We start from the raw sequence: 24,785 nt of genomic DNA, 5'->3' as shown, positions 1-24,785 counted from the left end.
AGTTCTGCCAAAAAACGTTATAATCACACTTTTGAGTTTTTGAGTAATAAATATGCTAACCGAATTATCGCTCCACTCGCACTTGAACGAGGCAACTCAAGCGCTGGGTTTTGAGACGGCTACACAGGTACAGGAAAGAGCGATCCCGCTTGTATTAGACAATAAAGACCTTCTGGTCAGTGCCGCAACGGGTAGCGGTAAAACGGTTGCATTTCTGCTACCTATTTTGCATCGTATTTTAGCTAAACAGGCTGAGCCGAAAGCGATTCGCGCGTTAGTGCTGGTGCCGGTAAGAGAGTTAGCAGACCAGATTGTTAAAGCCGGTGCTGCGTTAGCCCAGTTTACCGACCTAAACCTGCTAAGTGTTACCGGCGGAAAAGATTTTAAAGTACAGGAGCGCGCATTAAAACGCCTACCGGATGTTGTTGTAGCGACCCCTGGCCGTTTGATTGAACACTTGGAAAATGAATCTTTAAGCCTGTCTGAGATTGATGTATTGGTGTTAGATGAAGCCGACCGTATGTTGGACATGGGGTTTCAAAGTGACGTGCTTAATGTGATGAAGTACTGTACTACTGAACATCAAACGCTGCTTTTTTCGGCGACTTTACCCAGCGTTATTCGACGGTTTGCAGAAGAAATCCTCAATGAACCAGAGTCCGTGTTGGTGCATCACCATCGCCAGCAACATGGGGCTATCCTGCAGCAGATCGTTTTGGCCGATGATGTTGACCACAAAGAAAAGCTATTGCGTTGGTTGTTAGATAACGAAACCTACGAAAAAGCGATTGTGTTTACTAATTCAAAAACACTGGCTGCACGGCTTGATGGTTTAATGCGTTACCATAAGTTTCGCGCGGCCCAGTTGCATGGCGATATCCAGCAAAAAGGCCGTCAAGCGACTATTGAGTCATTCCGTAGTGGCAAGGTTAATGTGTTAATTGCCACAGACCTTGCAGCCCGAGGTCTAGACGTAGGTGGCATCGATCTGGTTATTAACTTTGATATGCCTCGTAAAGGTGATGCCTATGTACATCGTATAGGGCGAACGGGCCGTGCGGGTGCAGAGGGTAAGTCTATTTCGCTTATCGCTCAACCAGAATGGAACTTAATGTCGTCGATTGAGCGCTATTTGAAAGTGAGGTTTGAACGTAAGGTTATTAAAGAGTTGGCCGCGACCTACAAAGGCCCGAAAAAACTTAAAGCTTCAGGTAAGGCCGCGAGTAGCAAGAAAAAGAAAAAGTCTGCGGACAAAGGCAAACTGAAAGTCAAAAAAGTTAAAAAGACAAAAAAGAGTTAATCTTTGTAAGGCGGCTTTATTCAGCCGCCTTTTCGACCTTGCGTAGCCACTGATTTATGGTGGCTAGCATGCTATCAAGGTCAATCGGTTTCGCTATGTGGTCGTTCATACCTGCGGCAATGCATTTCTCTTTATCACCGACCATGGCGTTAGCGGTCATGGCAATAATCGGCAGTTCTTTATACTCTGGATTACGCCTTATTTTTCGTGTGGCCTCATAGCCATCCATCACGGGCATTTGAACATCCATTAATATTAGATCATATGTTTCTTTCTCTAATGTATCTAAGGCCTGCTGGCCGTTTACCGCGGTAGATACTTTAAAGCCTGCTTCAGTTAATAGCGCGCTGGCTATTTCTCGGTTGACTAAAATATCGTCGACTACCAAAATATGGGCGCCTTGGACTTCACTGCTTATTTTATCTTTAAGCGGCTCAGACGTATTTGAGTCGAGCATGCTTTCGGGGTCGGTTTGCCCAACGAGAATCTGTGCGACACTATCAAAAAGAATTGAGTTTTTAATGGGTTTTGTTAAAAACTTTTCAATACCAATATCTCTTGCTTCAGAGACGACGCGTTGGTGTGCATGAGCGCTTGCCATGATGACGGCGGGCATTTTTTGTGATATTAACTTTAGTTGTCTGAACGTTTCTAAGCCGTCTAAGTCAGGCATGTTCCAGTCGAGAAGAATCAGGTCATAGTTATTCTGTTTGCATTTTTCGAGTGCCTGAGTGCCATTAATGGCCGTGTCGACATTACAGCCAAATCGTTTAAGTGTCTCAGAGAAAATTTCTCTGGCATGGGCGTTATCGTCAGCTACAAGAATGCGTTTATCTTTAAGTTGATTGGCAAACTGCTGATAATCTATCTGCTTTTGTTGGGATATTTCAAAAGGTAGGGTGACAATGAACTCAGAACCTTTATTTTCAGTGCTTGCTACTGAGATATTGCCGCCCATAATATCAATGAGTTTTTTAGTGATGGCTAAACCAAGGCCAGTACCTCCATATTTTCGGGTGGTTGTCGAGTCTGTTTGATAGAACTCATCGAATAGGTGTTTGAGTTTCTCTGGAGGCATACCAATACCAGAATCCCGAACACTGATCTCGAGTGTGACGTTGTATAAATCTTTCTTGACGGGGCGAATAGCGACTATGACTTCCCCTTTATCGGTAAACTTTAAAGCGTTTGAGCATAGGTTGACCAGAATTTGGTTAACTCGTAGCGGGTCCCCAAGAAGGTGGTGCGGCGTTTCTAGGTCATTTTTAATGATGAATTCAACCCCTTTTTCTTCGGCGTTGACCGCGACTACATTCGCCAGGTTATCGATCAGCTCATTAAGATTGAAGGGAATATCTTCGATATCAAGTTTCCCTGCTTCAATTTTCGAAAAATCAAGAATATCGTTGATCAATGCGAGCAACGTACCCGATGCAGACTTTAGCTTATGTAAATAAGCTTTCTGGACATCGTTTAAGTCGGTTAATAAGCAAAGATTTGCCATCCCGGTTATGGCGTTCATAGGGGTTCTTATTTCATGGCTCATATTAGCCAAAAACTCACTTTTGGCTGCGTTCGCGCGCTCGGCTATTTCTTTTTCAACTTTGAGTTCTTGATTCGCTCTATAAAGATCAACATTACGGCTTTGATCTCGCTTTTGAACCATTTCGGCGGTGCTTTCGAAGGTATCTATTAACGATTGAAATTCGGTTATGTTAGAGGTTAAGTTTAATTTCTCACTCCCCTCAGGGTTAAATTTCTGCAATGCTTCCTTTAGGGTGACGACGGGTGAGGAAAGCTCTTTTGACAAAATATATGACACAAAAATACTTAAGGCGATAGCGACTAAAAGGAGCGTCAGCATTAGCGCGATCATTTGAGAAACGGGAGCGAGTATTTCGTGCTTAGGTACCGATAGCAATAACGAGTACCCTGTCGAGCCTATAGGGGTATAGACCGCGTAATCGAGCTCCCCTGTTTTTTCATTACGGTAGGTTTTATAACCGGATTCGCCTGATAGAATTGAGCGTCCTATGGCTTTCAAGTCGGGGTCATTTTCATGAATAATGTTGGTTAATTGGGATGCTTTCTCACCTGAGTGCGTTTTGATTATATTGCCATATTCGTCTTTTAAAACGCGAATAACTTTATTTTTATTCCAGTGGTACCAATAGGTTCCGTCCCCGGACAGCATAGCAAATTGAGCATTAGGGTAATGTGAGAATATGCCTGCTTTAATCGAGTTGAGCTGTGCTTCAATGAGCGCCCAAGGTAAAGACCCAGCAATAAGCCCTTTTACGTTGTTATGTTGGTCACGCACAGTTGCTGCTACGACTATTTGCTTAACCCCTGTGGTGAACGAAATCATGGGGTTAGATGTGTAAGTTGGTGATGATTCAGGGCGAGGTTTAGCCACTGTGAATTGCCAGTAATCTCTATTCTTAATTGACTTAGGCTGTGATGTTGGATTGCTGTCGTCAAATGTGCGTAGCATCGTCTGATGAGGGTTACCCCCAGAAGTATTTCTAAAGTAGCCGTTGGCGTCACCTAGAATAAATTTTTCAAAGATATTGGGTTGTCGTAACAGCTCTTGTTGTAAATAAGGTAAGGACTGCTCAAAAGACTCGTTTTTGAGCAAAGGGAGTGACGCCAATAAGCTAATTTCGCTCTGTCGTTCTCTAAAAAAGCCGTTTAACTGCTCGCTACGTGACGCTAATTCACCTTCTACGCTGCTGAGTGTTAACTTGATGGTGTGACTCGACGTAAGCCATAAGCTGAGGCCTATGGCTAAGCATAAAGGAATGAGGCTAGCTATTAGGGTAAAAGAACCGATGCGGGTACTAAATTTCATTATTACAATCTATTTATGAGCGATATTTTTAGTATAGGCAAGATTTGCAATAATACAGATTGAATTTATCGTGGTCGCAAGCCTATAAATTCATCTAAGTTGCTTTATGATTAAAGGATTACCCGCTAGTATTTCGTTAATAGCGGCAGGATAACGTGCTTTTTGTTAATCAACTTTAGATGAGGCTTATTCCCTGATATGGCGATTCATTCAATCAATCAACTTTTACTGGGTAGCGTTGCTGCAGGTAGCGAAGTGACTATCAGAGGGTGGATTAGGTCCCGTCGAGATTCGAAAGCAGGTATTTCGTTTCTCCATGTTCATGACGGCACTTGTTTTAATCCATTGCAGGCGGTAGTGCCAAGCGAGCTTGATAACTACGAAGAAGAAGTATTAAAACTCTGTGCGGGTTGCTCAGTGATCATCACTGGAACCTTAGTGGAATCTGAAGGCAAAGGGCAGGCATACGAAATTCAGGCCACAGGTGTTGATGTGGTGGGGTGGGTCGATGACCCTGAAACGTATCCTGTAGCTAAAAAAAGGCATACCTTTGAATACCTTAGAACAGTTGCTCACTTGCGCCCAAGGACGAATGCTATTGGTGCTATTACTCGCGTAAGAACCTGCCTCTCAAGCGCAATACATCGCTATTTTCATGAGCGTGAATTTAACTGGATTAACACCCCTATTTTGACGTCGAGTGACTGTGAAGGCGCAGGCGAAATGTTTAGGGTCAGTACGCTGGATATGGTAAACCCACCGAAAACAGACGCGGGCGCGATTGATTACGCTAAAGACTTTTTCGGACAAGAAACCTTTTTGACGGTGTCTGGGCAGCTTAACGTTGAATCTTACTGCCTAGCCATGTCTAAGGTTTATACCTTTGGCCCAACATTCCGAGCTGAAAATTCCCATACCAGTCGCCATTTGGCTGAATTTTGGATGGTTGAACCTGAAATAGCGTTTGCTAATCTTAAAGATGATGCAGATTTGGCTGAGGATTTCCTCAAATACCTATTTAAAGCGGTGCTGAATGAACGTGCTGACGACATGGCATTTTTTGCTGAGCGCATTAACAAAGACGCTATTAATCGCTTGCAGAACGTTGTTGAAAATCAGTTTGTGCGTATGGACTACACCGAAGCGGTCGCTATATTGCAAAAATGCGGAAAGACGTTCGAATATCCGGTTGAGTGGGGTATTGATTTGCAGTCAGAGCACGAGCGTTACCTAGCCGAAGAGCATGTCGGCGCGCCGGTTATTATTATGAATTATCCTAAGGATATTAAGGCATTTTATATGCGACTTAATGACGATAATAAAACGGTGGCCGCTATGGATGTATTGGCACCGGGTATCGGCGAGATTATTGGTGGTAGCCAGCGGGAAGATCGGTTAGATGTTATGGATGCCCGTATAGATGCAACGTTTAAAGGCCCCGCCGAATCTCACAAAGAGGCTTTATGGTGGTACCGTGATTTGCGACGGTATGGCTCGGTTCCGCATGCAGGCTTTGGTCTGGGCTTTGAGCGACTGCTAAGTTATGTGACGGGTATGGAAAATGTTCGCGATGTAATTCCATTTCCAAGAACACCTGGAAATGCACCTTTTTGATAGAGATTGACCCCTTCAGTATTCGTCGGTGTGGCTGAATACTGAAGGGGTATGCATTCAAGTGCTAGAACACATTTAATATATTAAACATGCCAACAAAATCAAAGACGGGTACCGCGCGTTTATGGCAGATATAAGTGCGATCAACCTGCCCTCTAAATCTAGACTTAGTGAACTCGATGCCTTTAAAGTTATACATAAAGCCACCGTGTTCATAACATAAGCGCAGCGCTTTTTTTATCCACCAACTTTCTTGGGCTTCGTCGTCTTTGGCCATGCTAGCCGGTATAAAGCCTAAATCGAGCTGCTTAATCCCTTCTGCCTGAAAAATTTCCATCGCGTGGCTCATAATGGTGTAAAACAAGCCTTGGTTGAACTCTACATTTGAGCGTGAGATGTTGGGCACATAGCTGATAACTTGATTGTTTTCATATATAGGGTCAAAGAAGACAAATCCGACTGGGTTGCCATCTACGTATGCGTAAAAGTATCGAACACCCTCGGTGTAAGTCATATTCATAGGGCGGATCAAAAAGCGAATCTCTTGGCCTTTTATTTTACGTGTCTTCAGCCATTTTTCAGAGATTTCTCGGGTGTGATCTTCACAGCGCGACTCATGCACTTCAACGCCACTTTTTATCGCCTGATTCACGGCGGTTCGGATAACCTGTTTTTTCTTACCTTTGAGGTTCCAGTTTTCTAAATCAACGGTAGATTGAGAGCCCATCTGAGTACCGTAATACTTGTGCTCATTATGCAGGTGTTGCATGACAGGTTTAGATACCTGACAAAAAACAGCATTAGAGTGCTGCTCAAGAAACTTATTGATGATTAACGGCATGTGTTCAGATGAACAAACAGGGTCGCCCAGCGTAAAGGGTTTGCCATTAAAGTTCTTCATATAGCTAATATAACCAATACCAGGCATATCAAAGTAGCGCATATCTGGCTGCATAGAGCAGAAAGAAAGCGCGTGGCTGCCGTGGCGTTTTAGATACGCAACTCGCTCTGAATGAGTAAAAAATCCGTCAACGGGACGGTCAGCGTACCTAAGGTCTAAGTTAATGGCCGCAGGGCTTTGCGATGCCGCTGCAATGTGGCTGGAATTTGAATATTTTTTTATTGTTGGCGCTGAAGCAACAGATTGATTATGCATTAGTACCACCAAGCCTCTTTAGCTTGCCTTGTTTTTATTAATGGCCGACCATCGTAAAGGACTTTAGTGTTTTTGCATGCCTCCAAAGGCGTCAATTGCGTAGCATTTCACGACAACCTCTTACAAATTGGCATTTTTGTGACAAATTCGTCACTTTGGCGAGGCAAATGTATCAAGCAAAAGGGAGCTAAGGGGGGGGGAATCGTTGTGACGCAAGCAGGTTATCTTCTACTACACTTGATTTAAAGAATGGCGGTAAAATAGCAACAACAAACATTATTACTAGATAAGGAATCACTATGATCACTTACGCATATTGGGCGCTGGTTATTGGGTTAGCATTATTAGCGCTGTATTTTCTTGGCGGAAGGCATGATAACTGGAAAGCGGCTGCTATCACTTCACTGATTGTTATGGTGGTTGGTTGGGGAGCCTACTTCTTTCATTTCCAACAGATTTTTGTAAAAAACTGGGGCGGTGTGATGACGTTTACAATCCCCGCAGGACAGCTTCATATGGGGGCAACGTGGAAAGATGATAATCTTTGGATTGAAAACTATGACCCTAAAACCAATACCTGCCATTTTAGAGAATACTCTAAGGGGGCTTTACTAGAAGGGAAGGTCGTAATGAAAGACTGCAACCCGCTAATGCCAAGATAGTGGATAATAATCTGACGTCGGTGTCGATATAGTTTACATTTTTTATGGCGCGAGTAATGAAGACTTTACAGGCCTGTCTTTATCTTGTTGAATTATAAGCGTTAGTTTTAGTTGGCACGATAGGTGCTATTGTTGTTATTCAAGTTAAAACTATTGATATTATTTTTTAGGATTTAGAGATGATTAAGCAATTAGTAGCAGGTTTCGGTGCTCTAGCGCTGGCAGCTGGTGCAAACGCCTCACTGATACAGAATGGCGACTTTGAAAATGGACTTACTGGGTGGGGAACAACCAACCTTATAGGCGGTGGTGTTTCTGTTATCACAGACCCTGAAAACAGCAGTAACCATATTGCTCGTTTAGATGATCCAAGTGGGTTTGGAACTGAGCTTTTGTGGCAGACGTTTTATGTTCCTGCTGATGTGGAAAGCATCACTGTATCGTTCGACTACAAGTTTGTAGAAGAAGATACTACGCGCTGGTTTACTGATACTGCATGGGCAAAGCTTTTTAAACTAGACGAAGATACATTCTTAGATATCGACGTATTGGTTCACACCCATAAAGATTCAAATGGCTGGGTTTCGTTCTCTGGAACGATAGATACTTCTACTATCTACGACTTTAACCCAAATGCAAAAATTCAGTTTGGTATTTGGGAGAGTATCTCTCACAGAACTGACTCTTCATTATATGTTGATAACATCTCAATTGCAGATACCTTTCCAGATGTAAGTGTATCTGTTCCTGAGCCTTCTGCATTAATGCTAATGGGCCTAGGCTTAGTTGGTTTTGGTTTAAGCCGCAAGCGCGCTTCTAAGTAGTACGCTATGTGAGTTAATTAGCAGTAGGTGCTTTGCATCTGCTGTTAATTATTTCTTTCGTAATGGTTCCCACCGATTACATCGTGCCTTATGGCGCCTCTTATTACGCTTTCACGGTTTCGTTAAATAACTGTTTAAATTAAAGCGACTCACATACACTCATGTTAATAATATTAACGTCCTTCTAGTTTTTTTGGAGTGTAAAGGTATGGAGTTGCTGATTATCGGGCTATCTATTTTCTTTTTGATACACCTTCTGCCGACGAATCCGACATTACGATCAATTCTGATCAGAACGTTTGGAGAATTGTCTTATAAAGCGGTATTTTCTGTCGTATCTTTGGTGGGGTTTTCGTTAATGATATATGGGAAATATCAGGCAGAATTTGTAAGCGTGTGGCATCCGCCAGCCATGTTAGCGGTTGTGACAAAGTTAGTTATGCTGCCTGCGATGGTGTTGCTCGTAGCTGCTTATTTACCTTCTAATATCAAAAAGCATACGCGTCACCCTATGTTGTTAGGGGTATCTCTCTGGGCGGGAGGCCATCTTTTGATCAATGGCGATATGGCGTCAATACTGCTATTTGGTGGTTTTTTAATGTATGCGGTGATTGATTCTACGTCTGTCAATGCCAGAGGTGTCACTTTACAGGTTGAGACGAAGCCTTTGTGGAATGATGTTATTGTGCTTATTCTAGGTGGTCTGATGTATGCCCTGTTAGGGATGTTTCACCAGAATTTGTTTGGCGTTTCAATTGTTTGAGAAGAAGGTTAGCGCCTGTCTCAGATTGAATGCTGAGCTCTATCGCGGCAAAGTGGCACCCCTACAGGTTGCACTATAGGTACTGGGTATGAGTCTTTTGTAGGTGCTACTCTAAGCCGCGACCAGAGTCTAATTTAAGCTGAAGCTTTATTAAGACTTCTTAATATCTAGCAGTTCAACTTCAAATACTAATGCTGAGTTTGCCGGTATTTTAGGGCTCGGGCTACGTGCGCCGTATGCAATCTCTGCAGGTAGGTAAAGTTTCCACTTATCGCCTACTTTCATTAGTTGAAGCGCTTCAGTCCAGCCTGAAATAACGGCATTAAGTGGGAACTCTGCAGGCTGTTGACGCTCAATAGAGCTGTCAAACACAGTACCGTCGATTAACGTACCGTGGTAATGAACTGACACGATATCGGTAGGTGCTGGGCTTTCGCCTTCGCCGCTACCCTGTGTAATCACTTCATACTGAAGGCCGCTTTCAGTGCTAGTTACGCCTTCACGCTTGGCGTTTTCAGCTAAAAACGCTACACCTTTTTGGCTCTGCGCATCAGATAATGCTCTTTGCTTTTCCATTTCTCTATCGCGAACAGCTTCTGCAGATGCTTGGATAATGTCATCATCTAAACGTTGCTGGCCTGCCATTGCATCACGCATGCCTTCGGCAATCGCGTCAATATTCATGGGGAGATCTTGTTGCTTGAAGTTTTTTCCGATGTTTAAGCCCATGCCGTAGCTGACTTTATCTAGGTCAGTGTCCAGAGAGACTTCTTTTTTCTGACCATCATTACACGCGGCTAACGCCAAGCCCAAAATACCCACACCTGCCAGTTTTACAATTTTCATCTATTATTCCTAAAGGTTTAAATGTGTCTGGTTTTACCACCAGCTAATTGTTCGCTAACCATGATATCGTTATTTTTAGCCATTAAACATTACTGATTGGTTAGACTGGTTCACATGTTACGTATTTTGGGATGGCTATGAGGAGCGTTAGGGTAAGCGCTTAAACTGCCCTACTGCTTGTTCTTCAAATGTAAGTGTAGCGAGGCTTTTTTCGCTATTCACTTCAAGGGCGTAGAAAATAGTCCCCTCTTCCTGGTTTTCGCTACCGCACTGTATCCCTATTTTTTCTGCACTGGTTGCTTGCCAGTAGCAGTTTAGCGTTGGGCTGGCTCTATCGGTTGGGTGGATAGTGGCCTTCCCGTCAAAATCAACCTTGATGTGAGAAAACGGCGCGGAATCGCTATCGACTGTAGCCCACTTTCCTGTACCTGGGTGTCCGCTGCAGCCTGTTAATAATGCAAGGCTGAGTGCCAGGCAGGAAAGTATCGTATTTTTTAGCATCTGTATTGTTGCTCGACGTGATGAAATATTATTCAGGGTTTGATGAGAGTAAGTCATGTAATGTATGGGCGTGTTCAACGGTGACCAAGCCTCTAGGGGTGAGATAACCGCCGTCTTTCTGGGTAATCATTCCTTTATCGAATAGACGCTCAGCGGCATCTATCAATGCGGGTGCTGCTGTTTTATGTACCTTTATACCTTCTTGGGTACTGTCTTTAAATTTAACCAACACGTTTAGTTCATCTACTAACTCAGGTTTAAATGGCATGAATATCTCCGATTTTTATTAGCGCTTGATAGACGACACTCTACGGGGAGTGATGTCCATTTGATTTGTTTTATATCAACAGTCTAGAGCAAAAAACCAAAATATTGACAGCGATATTGATTTTTTACGCAATTTTAATTCTTACCACGTTCATTACTTCAAACGGTATTCCGCCTACCTTCTCATTGCTGGGGTAATAGGTGAGATTAACGCGTGCGCCTTTAAGGTTTTTATATTGTTCTTTACGTTTAAATTTAAACGGCACATCACAACCCTCGATCATGACGGTATTGATAATCCAGTCGTTATCATCACGCTGTACATGAGAAACCACTTTCTGCATTTCTGAATGCGTTAGGTTTTGGTTTTTCTTTAACAGTTTTTGAGGGTCTGATTGCATCGTGTATAGGTCTTCTTTCTGTGGAGGCGGTATATATTTTAAATTAAATCACGTTAGTAAAGTGTAATGGTATCCCATGCTTGCATCATTATCAGCGACCCTTTTTCATTATCATGCATATAGTCTGCTAGATCCGTTATTGATTGTTCAATATTATCGATAAGTGGATGCGCAGGTACTAGTGCTTTTCCTATCGGCCGCATGAAGTTATCCCAATGAATGGGGATGACTTTAATGGCACCTACCGCATGGAGTGTTTCTTTAAAATAATCGTGTTTGAATTGTTCAGACTGTTTGCTTAAACCTGCGACGCCTAAAAAAACAACATCGGCTTGATAAGGCTCGAGCAAACCGCTGATATACCCACCGCTGGCTTGCACTAAAATGTTACCAAGAGGGTGCTTTATGTGCACGGCATAGCTACCGCCTTCTTTGAAATCGGTGAGTCTCGGTTTTGGCGGCAATGGCTGCGAAATATCTTTACCATGACCTGTCAGCCAAGCCATAGCGGCAGGTACAGGGGTATGTTTAGACTTGATCATCGTGACCTTGAACTGACCAAACGAGAGGGTTCGTTTGGCGCCGACCACCTCTATTTGTGTTTCTGCTAGCCCTGAGGCTCTTGCAATGTTAGCGGTAGACCCTGACCCGAATAGTGTCGCGCCTGTTAATTGGGCGACTATTGGGGCGTCCATGGCATGGTCATGGTGAGAGTGGGCTACGATGACGCTTTTGAGCTGGGTAATGTTGAGTCGTTTTAGACTTGATTTAATTAACGGAATGTCTGGTTGAATGGGTTTCCACAGTAGTGTTTTGATGGTGGGGCGAGTGAAGAATCCGTCTATCATGATGGCGCTATCGCCATCTGAGAATAGCAATGTCGAGGTGCCGATAAACGTGGCGGTAAGCTGATTCCCTTGATTTGAAACGGTTTGCATTTGAAGGGTTTGATCAAAACCCTCAAGGGGCTCTTTATAATTGAATAAATAAAAAGCAGTAGCTAGTAAGCTGAGGACTAAGCCACAGATCATTAATATTAATGAGAAAAACGTCCGTTTCATAACCTCATCCTTGTATTAAGCCTTTTTGCTTTAAGTATGTTGCGTGAACATTGCTATCTAACTGCTCAGGCGACTATGCGTGTATTTTTCGCCAAGCTTGTGCTTGTTCTATTTCGTATGCGACCTCTAAAAGTGTTCGCTCTTGACCATGGCCCGCCATAAGCTGAACCGAAATGGGTAAATTATTTGGGGTTTGCCCCATTGGCAGTGATAACGCGGGTCCGCCAGAGGCATTGGCCCAAGGAGTAAAGCTTACATACTGCATTAAGCGGCTAAACAGCTCATCAAATGGCACTGTGGGGCTGATGTGCCCTAGCGTTGGCGTTGTGTGCGCTAAAACAGGGGTTAAGATAACATCATATTGTGAAAATGCTTTAGCGTAATCCCGTTGGGTTTGCCTAAGGCGATATAGAAACAGCGGGGTTTTGTGATAGTTCTTTTTAAATAGTCCTGCGAGTCCAAGGCTTAGAGGATCAAGTCGGTCTGAGTTGAAACTGCGGTCCATCACAATTTTGCCTGTTTTTTGGGTCATAAACGCTAGCATCGACCAGTACAGGCTAAAGTCTTCAATGAATGATTTAGGGATCTGCATCGGCATCTCTTCAACATAGTGTCCCATGTCGCTGAGTAAGGTGGCTGTGTTATGAACCACAACGCGAGTTTGTTCATCGGTCTCGTATCCGGTGATAGAGTCAATCATTAACCCTACGCGCAAGCGCTTATGGCTGGGGCCTTCTACTAATCCGATTTCAGGTAAACGTTTATTGCGGAAGTATTTTTCTGCTTCATGGTGAAAGTAAGCGGTATCTCGGACCGTGCGGCTGACTATGCCCTCACTAATCAGATTGATTGGCAGTAACTTGGCCTGATCTGAGTCTACATGCCGCCCTCGGCTCGGCTTTAGCCCTATCAGTCCGCAGCAGGCTGCGGGAATACGGATTGATCCGCCTCCGTCATTAGCATGAGCAACCGGTACAACACCCGCCGCAACTAGCGCAGCAGAACCGCCTGAAGAGGCGCCCGTTGAGTATTCAATATTCCAAGGGTTGCGTGTGGGAGCCGCGTGTACGGGTTCGGTCGTGGCATTAAGCCCAAATTCAGGCAGGGTACTTTTACCCAGCACAGAGAACCCTAAGTTGATATATTGACGGGTGTAAGGTCCATGTTTTTTCTCAGGTTTGGCGCGAATAGCATCCGAGCCATGTTGAGTCGGTAGCCCTTTAACCGGTGTATTGTCCTTGATAAATGTTGGCACGCCGGCAAAGTATCCGCGTCCTAGGGTGTGCGATTCTGACGAGGCTTTCTCAAAGCATTCTGTCGCAATCGCATTGATTTTGGGGTTAACGCTGTAAGCCCGAGCGATAGCCGCGTCAGTCACGTCTTTATGGCTGATGGCTTTTGACTTTAATAATCGAGCGATTTCAACGGCATCGTGATCCGCTAACGCGTCATCACAGAACGAGTGGAAGGTTTTTTTATTATTAATCACATTAACTCACGGGGCTAAAGGCTGTTTTTTATCAAGTCTAGCATAGTCTTTATTAATGTTTCTTTGCTGCCGGCGCGATATAAAAAACGTTTGGCTTGATCTATCCCATTTAACCCATATGATTGATGATGCAGAATGACTCATTCCTTGATGGGTTATGTGTTTGACAATATGGGTTTAAGCAACGATGTCTAATGTAGATAATACCAGTGCCGCTTTGGCAAGTACCCCAATTTTGCGTTTGGCGTTTAGACCCCTGTTTTTAGGGGGGACGCTCTTTTCTCTTATTGCAATCAGTTGGTGGGCTTATTTTTGGGCTTCGCCGTTTGATTGGCAGCCTTATGGTGGCCCCATTTGGTGGCACGGCCATGAAATGCTGTTTGGCTTTGGTGCTGCGATCGTGGTTGGCTTCTTGTTGACAGCGGTGCAGAGTTGGACAGGGGTTCCAGGGGTAAAGGGTAATAAACTAGCGGTATTGGCTAGTGCATGGTTGTTAGGCCGACTACTGGTTGCGTTTGGTGCTGGGTTGCCTGGTTGGGTTGTTGCTGTGGGTGATTTAAGCTTCTTATTTCTGAGCGCATTAGCCATGGCTTACCCCGTTATTAAGGTAAAACAGTGGCGTAATCTGATGTTTGTACCGATTCTGTTAGTGCTGATGATGTTGAACGCAGTCAGTCACTGGGGCACATTAATCGGTGATGCTTTGGTCGCGCTCCACTCGTTGCATGGTGCCACGTTGTTGACTGCGTTGGTGATCACCATCGTCGGCGGTAGAGTGATTCCTTTTTTCACCTCGAGCGCTTCGGGCTATACACGGCTACCTAATATTGGGTGGCTAGATGGCCTCAGTATTGGCAGTATTATTGCGCTAGTGATTGTTGCGTTTATTGGGTTTTCGGTGGTGCCGGCACCATTGCTTGCAGTGCTGAGCCTTGTCGCGGCTGTATCGAATGGCTGGCGCTTTTTACGTTGGGGAATCGCACACACCTTAAATATACCGCTACTTTGGTCGCTTCACTTCTCGTACTTGTTTATTCCTGTGGGTATGGTGGCCTTGTTCCTGTTTAGTATGGGATGGCTGACCAATATTAGTATTGCGTTGCATTGTTTTACAGTCGGTGCGATGGGCGGCATGATTCTGGCGATGATTTCAAGAGTCACGCTAGGCCATACCGGACGAAAACTCCAGCCACCTAAACTCATGACCTTGGGCTATATTTTAATTTTGATCGCTGCAGCGGTTCGCGTGCTATTACCTGCGCTACTCCCTTCGTTTACAAACTGGGGTATTGTGGGGGCTGCGGCTCTTTGGGTCGCGGCTTATAGCATATACCTGTTTTATTATGCTCCGATGTTGGTATCTGCAAGAGTTGATGGTCGACCTGGCTAGTGCCTGACATTCATCAAGTACAATGAGTGCAGCACCCTCTATTATTAGTGAATGTGGATAAATAATTAATCTGATTTAGAGGGTAAGCATATGAGTTGTTGTGGTGGGTGCGGCGGTGAAAGCAGTGATACAACAAAAGGCACCGAAAAAGATAAAGAAAAGGACCAAGATAAGAGGTAACGTTTAAGTATTTAAACGGTAAGGCGAAAAGGCCTTATCGTTTGGGTACAAAAAGCTGGCTGATGCCGGCTTTTTTGCGTTTTAAGCTTAGCTAAACCGCGTTACATTGTGGTACTTGCTTATGTCAAAATAATCACTTCTGGGCTATAACTATCGCTGTTAATAGCTTAAACCTTATCACTTCGTAATATCAGTGCCATTACTACGTCATAATAAGGTTATTTTCTGGTCTCGATCACAAAATTTAGCTAAAATCCTCACCCTTTTTGAGTCCAACCGATTAGATGGCAAAGGCGGAATGTGAATGGCTGTAAAAACTGCAGATGTATTGTTGGTCGGAGGTGGCGTGATGAGCGCCACGTTAGGCATGATGCTCAGTCAATTAGACCCATCATTGAAGATTATTATGGTGGAACGGCTAGATCATGTTGCTCATGAGAGCACCGATGGGTGGAACAATGCGGGTACTGGGCATGCAGGGTATTGCGAGCTTAATTATACGCCTCAAACAGAGGATGGTCGCGTTGAAATCGAGCGAGCGCAAGATATCAATGCTTCATTTGAAGTAACGCTCCAGTTTTGGTCGTACCTGGTTGAGAATAACATTCTCCCAGCGCCGACAAACTTTATTAACCCTGTACCTCATCAGAGCTTTGTTTGGGGTGAAAAAGACGTCGAGTTTTTACGTAAGCGCTTTGAGTTAATGAGTGCTCATCATCTGTTTAAAGATATGGAATATAGCGAAGACCCCGAGGTGCTGAAAAAGTGGATGCCGCTAGCCATGAGTCAGCGAGATCCTAATCAGCCCGTTGCGGCTACGCGTGTTGCCTATGGCTCAGATGTCGACTTTGGTTCATTAACACGACATATGGTTGAAAACCTAAAGCGTAACCCTAACTTTGAATTATTGATAAGCAGCCCAGTGACACGAATTAAGCAGCAAGAGTCTGGTCGTTGGTCGGTTTGTGTTAAAGAAAAACAAAGCAAGGGTGTGAGTACTATTGATGCTGGGTTTGTTTTTCTTGGTGCCGGAGGTGGTGCGTTGCCGCTACTTCAGAAATCAGGAGTTCCTGAGCGTAAAGGTTATGGTGGGTTTCCAGTCAGCGGTCAGTGGTTAGTCTGTACTAAGCCAGAAGTTGTTCAGCAGCATCAATCAAAAGCCTATGGTAAAGCGCCTATTGGTGCGCCGCCAATGTCTGTTCCTCATTTAGATACACGCATTATCAATGGTAAGCCTGCGTTGTTGTTTGGACCTTTTGCTGGGTTTACAACCAAGTTTTTGAAAAAAGGCTCTAAGCTTGATCTCTTTGGCTCGGTGAAAGGAAATAATCTAGCGCCGATGATGTCGGTTGGTGCTAAGAATATGGATCTGACGCGTTATTTGATTGGAGAAGCGTTTCAGTCTCATCAGGAGCGAGTAAATGCGCTACGTAATTTCTACCCTGAAGCGAAAGAAGGTGATTGGACATTAGCCAAAGCTGGTCAGCGAGTACAAATCATCAAGAAAGACGAAAATGGCAAGGGTAAACTAGAGTTTGGTACTGAGTTGGTAGCATCAGCAGATGGCTCGCTTGCGGCCTTGCTAGGCGCGTCCCCTGGTGCATCTACGGCTGTTCAGGCGATGGTTGATGTAATAGAGCGTTGTTTTAAAGAGCGCCTTACAGATTCAAATTGGCACTCAAAAATGAAGACGATGATCCCTTCTTATGGCCAGTCACTTGTTAATGATGCTGCTTTATTGAAAGAAACGCGTGAAAGAACGTTAGCGACATTGAAACTGGTGTAAGCTTAGGGTTCACTTTTAACTTTAATATTATGCGTTAGGGAAATGATTACATGAATACAAGAATAATAACGGCGTTAGCCATACTATTAATATCAGCTAGCGCTCATGCTCAATATGTTAGCCAACGCGCAGGTAACTGGGAAGGCACCTTGATGGCAAAGTATCAAGGTGAGGACACTGTCGCGAGTAAAAATGGTGCAAAATCAACGTTTGCCGATAATACAGGCTGGGGGTTTAGCCTAGGTTATAACATGGATAACCATTGGAATTTTGCATGGGAGTTTTCTCATAACAACCCCAAATACAAGGCGGAATATACTGATTCCCTAGGTAATGCTAGAACGCTGAGTCACCGTAGTGACTTTTATACTAATAATTTTAATATTACCTACCATCTACTAGAAGGAAGGATAACGCCTTATGCCGTCTTAGGGGGCGGCTTTACCTATGTTGACTCGAATGTGAGTAACGGAGATTACTACTGTAGCGGCTACTACTATTGGTATTGTTACTCCAACTCATACAATACAACAGAGTGGTCTTACAATGCGGCTTTAGGGCTGAGAGCTGATTTAACCTCGAATGTATTTGTAAGAGGTAGTTATGGTTATCAAAAAGTGGATATGGGGTCTGGCAGCAATAAGTCTGATGCTAATATTGCTCGCTTTGAGGCCGGATTACGATTTTAAATTAATTAAAGAGATAACGGCTGTGTCGTATTTGCCCACCATAGAAATAGAACCTATTGTAAAAGCCGATGCCTCGGTTATTTGGCTGCATGGGCTAGGTGCCAGTGGGCACGATTTTGAGCCTATAGTGCCAGAGCTTAATTTACCTGAGTCTGCGGCTATCCGGTTTATTTTACCTCATGCGCCGTCTATCCCTGTTACGGTTAATGGTGGGTATATTATGCCTGCTTGGTACGACATTTTAGAAATGGATATTGATCGTAAGGTTGATGAGGCACAATTGCTACAGTCCGTTGCTGAAGTCCACAAATTGATTCAGCGAGAACAGGAACGTGGCATTGCCAGTGAGCGTATTATCATTGTTGGTTTCTCGCAAGGTGGCGCAGTGGGATACCATGCAGCACTCACGTATCCTGAAAAGCTGGGTGGCCTTTTGGCGTTATCAACGTACTTTGCTACGGCTCAAACGATCGCACCTAATCCGGTCAATAAAAACATCCCTATTAAGGTTTATCATGGCTCCCTAGACCCTGTGGTGTCGGAATCATTAGGTCGTAAAGGCTACGAAGATATTCTTGCGCTCGGTTATCAGGCGGAGTATTTGACCTACCCGATGGAGCATCAGGTGTGTCTAGAAGAAATTGAGGATATCTCTAGCTGGCTGCAGAAGCGGCTGCTTTAAATCCTCAGTAGATGGCGCTTTCGTCTACTCTATTGAGCGTTTTTATCATTGAATAGGTTCCTGTTTCGTACCATGCTTAGGGTTATAATACACGCAAAAAAATGGGCAGAAACCTATGGCCGACTCGTTAGACCAATATTTAGTTACTACGCCATTCTATGATTTCGATAAGCCTTCTGTTCAACAATGGGCTGATCAAGCATTAGCCGGTGTCTCTAATGCCCCGGTTGACGTGGCAAAAGCACTATATCTCGCAGCGCGAGACGATGTGAGTTATAACCCGTACGTATTTTCTACTGACCCTCAGTCCTTTAGTGCTAGTCATGTGTTAGCAACCCGTGAGTCTTATTGCATTCCTAAGGCTGTGCTTTTAGGGGCTGCAGCGCGTTATAAGGGTATTCCCGCTCGCCTTGGATTGGCTGATGTAAAGAATCACCTTTCGAGCCCACGCCTAATCGAGTTTTTACGTTCGGATATTTTTAGAATGCATGGCTATATTGAGCTGTATCTTAATGGCCAGTGGGTGAAAGCGACGCCTGCGTTTAACAAACGGTTATGTTTGATAATGAAGGTTGAACCTTTGGCTTTTGACGGCATAAATGATTCTATTTTTCAAGCGTTTACGGATGATGGCGCACAGCATATGGAATATGTAAATGAACACGGTGAATTTGCAGATGTTCCCTATGACTTTATTATGGATGGGATTCGATCAGCGTATCCGCACCTTTTTGATAAAAAGGCGGGCGTTATGCCTATATCAGGTGATTTAGCATCAGAGGTATAACGAAATAATAAACACATAAAAAATTGAGCAAATTCTGAACAGCCTAATATACTTAAAGAACCTAAACTTCAATTATAAGAACAGGGCTCTTTATGGAAAAGCACACGTCTAGTTGGTTGGATGAATTCGGTGATTATATTTCTGGCGGGTTAACCGCGCTGCTTTGTCTGGATCTAGCAATGTTCTTTATACATCTTATGTTAGAGAGGACTACAGAGGGGTATAGTTTGAGTACGTTGCCCTTTATCATCGTCGCGCTAGCGCTGTTTCATATCGAGCGTATGTACAGTAAACAAACCGCGGGCGATCACTGATAGCCGTATTGGTTTCTGGCAGGAAAAAAGCACTAACCCCATGTATTAAACTGGGGTTAGTCGGTGGTTACTAAGCTACAGCCTGTTGTTTTTCAAGCATGTACTGGTTAGTCGCACTTAAAATAGCATTTAGCGAAGCGGTAACAATGTCTTCGTGAATGGCTACACCATAGAAAGTTTGCCCCTCGATAATTACTTGTAAATATGAGATGGCATCTGCGTCACTGCCTTCTTGCATGGCGTGTTCGCTATACTCCTGAATGCTGATTTTATAGCCATAGCGGCTTTGCAATGCGCGTGCAAAAGCGTCCATTACCCCATGCCCATCACCCGATACATCGATCGTTTGATCGCCTGCTATTAGCTGAGCGTCAACATGATCATGAGTCGTACGCTTTAGTTCAAAAGCACCTAAGCGTACGGGAGCTTGATGATCAATATAAACCTCATTAAACAACTGCCACATCGACTCTGGAGATACTTCTCCTCCATTCACTTCTGCTTGGCGCTGAACCACGGTGCTAAAAGCAATTTGTAGCCAGCGTGGTAGTTGCACGCCATACTGTTGCTCAAGGGTGTAAGCGATGCCACCTTTGCCTGACTGAGAGTTCACCCGAATGACCTCTTGATAGCTACGACCCAAATCAGTAGGGTCTATCGGTAAATAAGCCACTTGCCAAGGTTGTTCAGGCTTATATAGCGCTAAGCATTTCTTGATTGCGTCTTGGTGACTGCCCGAGAATGCCGTATAAACCAGTTCGCCTGCATAAGGGTGTCTTGGGTGGACAGGTAATTGGGTGCAGGCTTTGACCACTCGGACAATTTCATCCATATCCGCTAAATACAACGCCGGATCAATACCCTGACTGTAAAGGTTCATCGCCATTGTGACGATATCCATGTTACCGGTACGTTCTCCGTTGCCTAACATGGTGCCCTCTACTCTTTGAGCGCCGGCCATCACCGCCAACTCTGCCGCAGCGACACCGCAACCGCGATCGTTATGGGTATGAACACTGACGATAATCGCATCACGACGTTGAACATGGTTGCAGAACCACTCAATTTGATCAGCAAATACGTTGGGCGTTGCCATCTCGACTGTGGCCGGTAAATTAATAATGGCCGGATTTTCAGGGGTGGGCTGCCAAACTGCTGTGACAGCATCAACGACTTCAACCGCAAAATCTAATTCGGTACCGGTAAAGCTTTCAGGTGAATACTGATAAACCCACTCTGTTTCAGGGTTTTGCTCCGCCAACGCTTTAACTTTGCTGGCGCCATTAACCGCAATATTCACAATACCCTGCCTATCTAACTTGAATACTTGCTCCCGTTGCACCGTTGAAGTGGAGTTATAGACGTGAACCACCGCACGCCTAGCGCCTTTTAGAGACTCAAAGGTGCGTTCAATTAATTCGGGGCGCGCTTGTGTTAATACCTGTAAAGTGACGTCGTCGGGTACTTGGTTTTCTTCAATCAACCAACGCACAAAATCAAAATCCGGCTGTGATGCGGCGGGAAAGCCAACTTCTATCTCTTTGAACCCTACTTTAACTAATAATGCAAAAAGCATCTGCTTTTGGCTAACTGACATAGGCTCAATCAACGCTTGATTACCATCACGCAAGTCAACACTACACCAGCTAGGGGCTTGGGTAATAACCTGATCAGGCCAAGTTCGATTGGCCATTTGAACGGGGGCAACGGGGCGGTATTTTTTATGATTGAACCCTGACATGGTGGGTAGCTCCTGTATTAACGTGTCGAATGCAAATTATAGGGCTATTTCTAGGGGTAAAGATTGCAAATAAAGCTTTAATTGGTATATGTTTAGCAATTATTATCTATTATTTTGTTATCTTGTGGTGATATATTGCTTATTAATAATTATAGTTAGGGCTATTGATTTTAAAATTGGGTTTTTATGGTGACTTTAGATAGGTTAGATCGAAGGATATTAGAAGAACTACAGAGAAATGGCAGTATCACTAATCTAGAGTTAGCTGAACTGGTTGGCCTGTCGCCCTCACCTTGTTCTCGGCGTGTTAAGCAGCTTGAAGAGAGCGGTATTATTAATCGAACAGTGACATTGTTGAACCCTGATAAATTAAACCTTAAACTCACTGCCATCATCCAAGTGAGTATGGATCGACATACTCCTGACCGGTTCGAAAATTTTGAGCAAACATTAGAAGGTTATCCTGAAGTTATGGCCTGTTCGTTGATCACAGGGCAAGCAGCGGATTACTTAATTGAAGTGTTGGTACAGGATATGGATGGTTATCAGGCGTTTTTGTTGGGTCGATTGACGCGCATTCCAGGGGTTACAGGGGTTCACTCTAGCTTTGTTTTGCGTAAGATTATTGATCGAACAGAAATCCCCCTGACTCATTTAAAATAATGACTCCAAAAGAGAGCTAAGTATGTCAATTGCGTTATCTTTACACCTGCTAGCCGCCGTTATCTGGGTTGGCGGTATGTTTTTCGCTTATGTATGTCTACGCCCTGTTGCGGTTACAGTATTAGAGCCACCTCTAAGGCTTCAGCTCTGGGCACACGTGTTTGTCCGCTTTTTTAGTTGGGTTTGGGCGAGTATTATTACTTTAATCGTGACAGGTCATGGCATGATCGCCTTATACGGTGGCTTTGGCAGTATCGGTAAACATGTTCATATCATGTTAGCGCTAGGTTATGTGATGTTCTTGCTTTACGCGCATCTTTATTTTGCCCCTTTTAAGCGTCTTAAAAACGCAGTAGAAGCGGCCGATTGGGCGACTGCTGGCAATAACTTAAACCAGATCAGAAAGATCGTTGGAATTAACCTTGTTTTAGGTTTATTGACGGTTGTTGTCGCGAGTGCTGGTAAGTATTTGTTGTAAGTGATGCTTCGCCCTTCCCCTGTCTCCTTGTCATTCCCGCGCAGGCGGGAATCCACGGTGTTCATATCTACCGAAAGAAAATGGATCCCTGCCTGCGCGAGGATAACCGTAGTGAAAAGTGGTTTATGCTGAACTTAGTTAGTTAAATGCAGGTGAATAGAATATTGCCTGCTGACCTCTAGGTTCTACTGCAAAGCGGTATTGACGTTGCTCCCCATCAAACAAAGGGTTGAACCAGTAAGCGCTATACTCCGCCATACCATTGCCTGCATCCGTTTCATTAATCCTGATTGCCATATCATACCCATCATCGTTAACGGCTACGCCATCTATCTCTAACGGCGCCCACTCTTCCTTATTGAGGCGAGTTTCAATGCTTAATAACGGTCGGTGCAGCTCAATTTTTGATGCATTCACATCTAGCCAGCTAAACGTCCACTGTCCTTCTAAGTTGGTTGAGGCGTGGATGTAGGTTGGGCTTTGTAGAACACTTCGATGCCCTGATGCACGTGTGGATTGAGGTAAAAAGCGTTTTACTTCAAAGCTATATTGCCACTGTGCAGGTAGCGCTATAACGGGGTCTTTGCTATTAAGCATGTCATGAGCTAGTTTGCTTGATTGGGCCGTTAAGTAGGGTAATGTTTGTTTTCCATAGATAGTGTGGCCCCCCTCATAGTATTGTCGCCCATACTCTTCAGGGGTTGTAACATAACCGGTATAGCCTCCGGCAAGGCTAGATATCATAACGTGCTTAATCGGTTTGTCCGCTTCAATGAACGATTGTTTAATAGCGTTAGAGAGTCTATAGCCTGATTCGGTGGTGAATTCGAAAGGCAGAGGTACCATGACTAAGTCGTTAATTTTGACTAGCTGGAATAATACGTAATCTGGAAAGCTATCTTTGGGCTCAAAAATGGGTTGAAGCAGGGAAAATCCTAGAATACGTTTGCGGCCCTGACAGTTATCTTCTTCGCTACCCCAGCGACGAGAACCTTCTTTAAAGAATGGCAAGTAACCAATCACCGGAGAGGTATGTTCTTGCGGCGCGGCGGCTAACGTCATGCCTGCAGCGGCATCTTTACAGATTTCGTAGCCGTCGATAATGTTATTCTCACGTAAGTTGACGTGGCGAATAGCGGATGCAATATCCACTTGATCGGTTAGTTGGTCGTCTAGCTGTTGGTAGAGTGCGGTGACTTTTTTAGCCACACCTTGGCCAATTCGTCTGGCTTCAATATAGCCGCCCATGCCAAATCGCTGTGCTGGTGCAGTGTCTGCATGCGCCCCCTCAAATGCTGACACATGAATAGCGCGAGATAGGTCATAGGTACGGGCGATAAATCGCTCCCAGTCTTTATGGATATAAGCCCAAACATCCGCATTGAATAGGGTTTCTTGCTGAGGTAGCGCGGTACCATGAATGGAAAAACTGGCAAATGCGCCCAAGGGTTCGTATTCGTTATTTTCGTTGAGGCTATCAATCCTAACCATATAGAGTGATGGGTTTACTCGGTGGAAGGTGCGATTATCTGTGATGCTTTTGTTTTCTACATTGTCATTCTCAATGTGAGCCTGTATTGAGCGGTTACGGGTTAGGCCCCATATATCAACTTTACCCGTTGCCAGTTTAGCGGGCCTTTGTTGCTGATATGCTTCGATAGCCGCATTACTAATTTGGTTAAATACAAAGTCAAAGTAGCCGCTGGCAAACCCTGACTGGTGTGATATATGTTTGTTATAGAACTGGCTACCCAAAATCTGACCGGGTGCTGAGTGAGTATGCGTTGCTGTGATGGTGATATTACTAGTGCTTATATCGGTGTGCTGAGCCAGGAATTCTCCTAATCGAGTATGAAGTATTCTTGAGCCCGCGGTTAGGTCTGTCTGAACAATAAGGTGACTGTCACCGTCGCTATCGCGTAGATAATAAACGCGAGCATAAAGTCGAGTGCGAAACCCTTCGCCAATGTTTGACCAGAGAGCATAGCCTGCTCTGGGTAGGTAGCCGGGAGGTGGCGTTATGTCGGCAGTTGCAGCTCCTGCCATAAAATGAGCAGGAGGCGCCAGTGTTAATGGTTGGATATTCTGAACACTAAATGATTTTTGCTCAGTGCAGGCAACTAAAAAGCAAAACAGCACTAATAATGGTGAGCGCAGCATGAATGGCGTCATCCTTTTTTGTTGGGTTCTTATTTTAGGTTATTTTATTGTGTTACATATGTACCAGATTTTAACGGTTTTTTGAGCTAGAAAATGTGACGGCGCGCGAAAATGGGCTTGAATCTCACCGTAACTGAGTGACTATTCACAAACTGACAAGATAGTTTTTGCTGAATTATG

At 44.3% G+C, this 24,785-nt stretch carries 23 protein-coding genes; 13 read left to right on the top strand and 10 right to left on the bottom strand.

Annotation, left to right across the window (positions count from 1 at the left end; translation table 11 throughout):
- Positions 1–52 precede the first annotated feature (52 nt).
- Complete coding sequence (locus NKI27_RS18885) at positions 53–1,300, top strand: DEAD/DEAH box helicase (protein ID WP_265047564.1); 1,248 nt, start codon at positions 53–55, stop codon at positions 1,298–1,300.
- 16 nt (positions 1,301–1,316) lie between these two features.
- On the opposite strand, the gene NKI27_RS18880 is transcribed toward NKI27_RS18885, so the two are convergent.
- Positions 1,317–4,151, bottom strand: coding sequence for a hybrid sensor histidine kinase/response regulator (locus tag NKI27_RS18880; protein WP_265047563.1), 2,835 nt, complete (start codon positions 4,149–4,151; stop codon positions 1,317–1,319).
- A 198-nt stretch (positions 4,152–4,349) separates the two neighbouring features.
- On the opposite strand from NKI27_RS18880, the gene asnS reads away from it, so the two are divergent.
- Positions 4,350–5,765: an asparagine--tRNA ligase gene (gene asnS, locus NKI27_RS18875; RefSeq protein ID WP_265047562.1), complete on the top strand. Its 1,416-nt coding sequence runs from the start codon at positions 4,350–4,352 to the stop codon at positions 5,763–5,765.
- Between the two features lie 64 nt (positions 5,766–5,829).
- On the opposite strand, the gene NKI27_RS18870 is transcribed toward asnS, so the two are convergent.
- Positions 5,830–6,921 (bottom strand): DUF2156 domain-containing protein, encoded by a 1,092-nt coding sequence (locus tag NKI27_RS18870; protein ID WP_265047561.1) that lies wholly within the window; start codon positions 6,919–6,921, stop codon positions 5,830–5,832.
- A 299-nt stretch (positions 6,922–7,220) separates the two neighbouring features.
- Between NKI27_RS18870 and NKI27_RS18865 the strand changes: the two genes are divergently transcribed.
- The 3 genes from NKI27_RS18865 to NKI27_RS18855 all read left to right on the top strand — a co-directional run bounded on the left by NKI27_RS18865 (position 7,221) and on the right by NKI27_RS18855 (position 9,170).
- Complete coding sequence (locus tag NKI27_RS18865; RefSeq protein WP_265047560.1) at positions 7,221–7,583, top strand: hypothetical protein; 363 nt, start codon at positions 7,221–7,223, stop codon at positions 7,581–7,583.
- A gap of 179 nt (positions 7,584–7,762) precedes the next feature.
- Positions 7,763–8,407, top strand: coding sequence for a PEP-CTERM sorting domain-containing protein (locus NKI27_RS18860; RefSeq protein WP_265047559.1), 645 nt, complete (start codon positions 7,763–7,765; stop codon positions 8,405–8,407).
- A 208-nt stretch (positions 8,408–8,615) separates the two neighbouring features.
- Positions 8,616–9,170 carry an NnrU family protein gene (locus NKI27_RS18855; protein ID WP_265047558.1) on the top strand — a complete coding sequence of 185 codons (555 nt, stop codon included), beginning with the start codon at positions 8,616–8,618 and terminating at the stop codon, positions 9,168–9,170.
- 150 nt (positions 9,171–9,320) lie between these two features.
- Here NKI27_RS18855 and NKI27_RS18850 read toward each other — a convergent pair whose 3' ends face one another.
- From NKI27_RS18850 to NKI27_RS18825, 6 genes are all read right to left on the bottom strand, one after another.
- Positions 9,321–10,016, bottom strand: a complete 696-nt coding sequence (locus NKI27_RS18850; protein ID WP_265047557.1) for an FKBP-type peptidyl-prolyl cis-trans isomerase — start codon at positions 10,014–10,016, stop codon at positions 9,321–9,323.
- Positions 10,017–10,163: 147 nt separating this feature from the next.
- On the bottom strand, positions 10,164–10,517 hold the full coding sequence (locus NKI27_RS18845; protein WP_265047556.1) for a hypothetical protein: 354 nt from the start codon (positions 10,515–10,517) through the stop codon (positions 10,164–10,166).
- A 28-nt stretch (positions 10,518–10,545) separates the two neighbouring features.
- Positions 10,546–10,785 (bottom strand): TIGR02647 family protein, encoded by a 240-nt coding sequence (locus NKI27_RS18840; RefSeq protein WP_265047555.1) that lies wholly within the window; start codon positions 10,783–10,785, stop codon positions 10,546–10,548.
- Between the two features lie 124 nt (positions 10,786–10,909).
- Positions 10,910–11,185, bottom strand: coding sequence for a hypothetical protein (locus tag NKI27_RS18835; RefSeq protein ID WP_265047554.1), 276 nt, complete (start codon positions 11,183–11,185; stop codon positions 10,910–10,912).
- 53 nt (positions 11,186–11,238) lie between these two features.
- Entirely contained in the window at positions 11,239–12,246 is a 1,008-nt protein-coding gene (locus tag NKI27_RS18830) for an MBL fold metallo-hydrolase (protein WP_265047553.1), read from the bottom strand.
- A gap of 73 nt (positions 12,247–12,319) precedes the next feature.
- On the bottom strand, positions 12,320–13,735 hold the full coding sequence (locus NKI27_RS18825; RefSeq protein WP_265047552.1) for an amidase: 1,416 nt from the start codon (positions 13,733–13,735) through the stop codon (positions 12,320–12,322).
- A 187-nt stretch (positions 13,736–13,922) separates the two neighbouring features.
- On the opposite strand from NKI27_RS18825, the gene NKI27_RS18820 reads away from it, so the two are divergent.
- From NKI27_RS18820 to NKI27_RS18795, 6 genes are all read left to right on the top strand, one after another.
- Positions 13,923–15,125: an NnrS family protein gene (locus tag NKI27_RS18820; RefSeq protein WP_265047551.1), complete on the top strand. Its 1,203-nt coding sequence runs from the start codon at positions 13,923–13,925 to the stop codon at positions 15,123–15,125.
- Between the two features lie 484 nt (positions 15,126–15,609).
- A complete protein-coding gene (gene mqo / locus NKI27_RS18815; protein ID WP_265047550.1) occupies positions 15,610–17,091 on the top strand; it encodes a malate dehydrogenase (quinone) in 1,482 nt (493 codons plus the stop codon).
- Positions 17,092–17,141: 50 nt separating this feature from the next.
- A complete protein-coding gene (locus NKI27_RS18810; RefSeq protein ID WP_265047549.1) occupies positions 17,142–17,780 on the top strand; it encodes a porin family protein in 639 nt (212 codons plus the stop codon).
- Between the two features lie 22 nt (positions 17,781–17,802).
- Positions 17,803–18,462 (top strand): alpha/beta hydrolase, encoded by a 660-nt coding sequence (locus NKI27_RS18805; RefSeq protein WP_265047548.1) that lies wholly within the window; start codon positions 17,803–17,805, stop codon positions 18,460–18,462.
- 115 nt (positions 18,463–18,577) lie between these two features.
- On the top strand, positions 18,578–19,249 hold the full coding sequence (locus tag NKI27_RS18800) for a transglutaminase-like domain-containing protein (protein ID WP_265047547.1): 672 nt from the start codon (positions 18,578–18,580) through the stop codon (positions 19,247–19,249).
- A gap of 92 nt (positions 19,250–19,341) precedes the next feature.
- Positions 19,342–19,563 (top strand): hypothetical protein, encoded by a 222-nt coding sequence (locus tag NKI27_RS18795; protein WP_265047546.1) that lies wholly within the window; start codon positions 19,342–19,344, stop codon positions 19,561–19,563.
- A 70-nt stretch (positions 19,564–19,633) separates the two neighbouring features.
- Here NKI27_RS18795 and leuA read toward each other — a convergent pair whose 3' ends face one another.
- Complete coding sequence (gene leuA, locus NKI27_RS18790; RefSeq protein ID WP_265047545.1) at positions 19,634–21,304, bottom strand: 2-isopropylmalate synthase; 1,671 nt, start codon at positions 21,302–21,304, stop codon at positions 19,634–19,636.
- A gap of 186 nt (positions 21,305–21,490) precedes the next feature.
- On the opposite strand from leuA, the gene NKI27_RS18785 reads away from it, so the two are divergent.
- Entirely contained in the window at positions 21,491–21,967 is a 477-nt protein-coding gene (locus NKI27_RS18785; RefSeq protein WP_265047544.1) for an Lrp/AsnC family transcriptional regulator, read from the top strand.
- Positions 21,968–21,989: 22 nt separating this feature from the next.
- On the top strand, positions 21,990–22,445 hold the full coding sequence (locus NKI27_RS18780) for a CopD family protein (protein ID WP_265047543.1): 456 nt from the start codon (positions 21,990–21,992) through the stop codon (positions 22,443–22,445).
- Positions 22,446–22,583: 138 nt separating this feature from the next.
- Here NKI27_RS18780 and NKI27_RS18775 read toward each other — a convergent pair whose 3' ends face one another.
- Positions 22,584–24,605, bottom strand: coding sequence for a neutral/alkaline non-lysosomal ceramidase N-terminal domain-containing protein (locus tag NKI27_RS18775; protein WP_265047542.1), 2,022 nt, complete (start codon positions 24,603–24,605; stop codon positions 22,584–22,586).
- Between the last annotated feature and the right edge of the window lie 180 nt (positions 24,606–24,785).

Source organism: Alkalimarinus alittae (assembly GCF_026016465.1).
In the GTDB taxonomy this organism is placed as follows: domain Bacteria; phylum Pseudomonadota; class Gammaproteobacteria; order Pseudomonadales; family Oleiphilaceae; genus Alkalimarinus; species Alkalimarinus alittae.
The sequence above is the reverse complement of the archived record's forward strand: the minus strand, read 5'-3'. Positions and strand labels throughout refer to the sequence as shown.

Coding starts and splice junctions, on each gene's coding strand:
- NKI27_RS18885 (WP_265047564.1), top strand. CDS start 53: ATGCTAACCGAATTATCGCTCCACTCGCACTTGAACGAGGCAACTCAA.
- NKI27_RS18880 (WP_265047563.1), bottom strand. CDS start 4,151: ATGAAATTTAGTACCCGCATCGGTTCTTTTACCCTAATAGCTAGCCTC.
- asnS (WP_265047562.1), top strand. CDS start 4,350: ATGGCGATTCATTCAATCAATCAACTTTTACTGGGTAGCGTTGCTGCA.
- NKI27_RS18870 (WP_265047561.1), bottom strand. CDS start 6,921: ATGCATAATCAATCTGTTGCTTCAGCGCCAACAATAAAAAAATATTCA.
- NKI27_RS18865 (WP_265047560.1), top strand. CDS start 7,221: ATGATCACTTACGCATATTGGGCGCTGGTTATTGGGTTAGCATTATTA.
- NKI27_RS18860 (WP_265047559.1), top strand. CDS start 7,763: ATGATTAAGCAATTAGTAGCAGGTTTCGGTGCTCTAGCGCTGGCAGCT.
- NKI27_RS18855 (WP_265047558.1), top strand. CDS start 8,616: ATGGAGTTGCTGATTATCGGGCTATCTATTTTCTTTTTGATACACCTT.
- NKI27_RS18850 (WP_265047557.1), bottom strand. CDS start 10,016: ATGAAAATTGTAAAACTGGCAGGTGTGGGTATTTTGGGCTTGGCGTTA.
- NKI27_RS18845 (WP_265047556.1), bottom strand. CDS start 10,517: ATGCTAAAAAATACGATACTTTCCTGCCTGGCACTCAGCCTTGCATTA.
- NKI27_RS18840 (WP_265047555.1), bottom strand. CDS start 10,785: ATGCCATTTAAACCTGAGTTAGTAGATGAACTAAACGTGTTGGTTAAA.
- NKI27_RS18835 (WP_265047554.1), bottom strand. CDS start 11,185: ATGCAATCAGACCCTCAAAAACTGTTAAAGAAAAACCAAAACCTAACG.
- NKI27_RS18830 (WP_265047553.1), bottom strand. CDS start 12,246: ATGAAACGGACGTTTTTCTCATTAATATTAATGATCTGTGGCTTAGTC.
- NKI27_RS18820 (WP_265047551.1), top strand. CDS start 13,923: ATGTCTAATGTAGATAATACCAGTGCCGCTTTGGCAAGTACCCCAATT.
- mqo (WP_265047550.1), top strand. CDS start 15,610: ATGGCTGTAAAAACTGCAGATGTATTGTTGGTCGGAGGTGGCGTGATG.
- NKI27_RS18810 (WP_265047549.1), top strand. CDS start 17,142: ATGAATACAAGAATAATAACGGCGTTAGCCATACTATTAATATCAGCT.
- NKI27_RS18800 (WP_265047547.1), top strand. CDS start 18,578: ATGGCCGACTCGTTAGACCAATATTTAGTTACTACGCCATTCTATGAT.
- NKI27_RS18795 (WP_265047546.1), top strand. CDS start 19,342: ATGGAAAAGCACACGTCTAGTTGGTTGGATGAATTCGGTGATTATATT.
- leuA (WP_265047545.1), bottom strand. CDS start 21,304: ATGTCAGGGTTCAATCATAAAAAATACCGCCCCGTTGCCCCCGTTCAA.
- NKI27_RS18785 (WP_265047544.1), top strand. CDS start 21,491: ATGGTGACTTTAGATAGGTTAGATCGAAGGATATTAGAAGAACTACAG.
- NKI27_RS18780 (WP_265047543.1), top strand. CDS start 21,990: ATGTCAATTGCGTTATCTTTACACCTGCTAGCCGCCGTTATCTGGGTT.
- NKI27_RS18775 (WP_265047542.1), bottom strand. CDS start 24,605: ATGCTGCGCTCACCATTATTAGTGCTGTTTTGCTTTTTAGTTGCCTGC.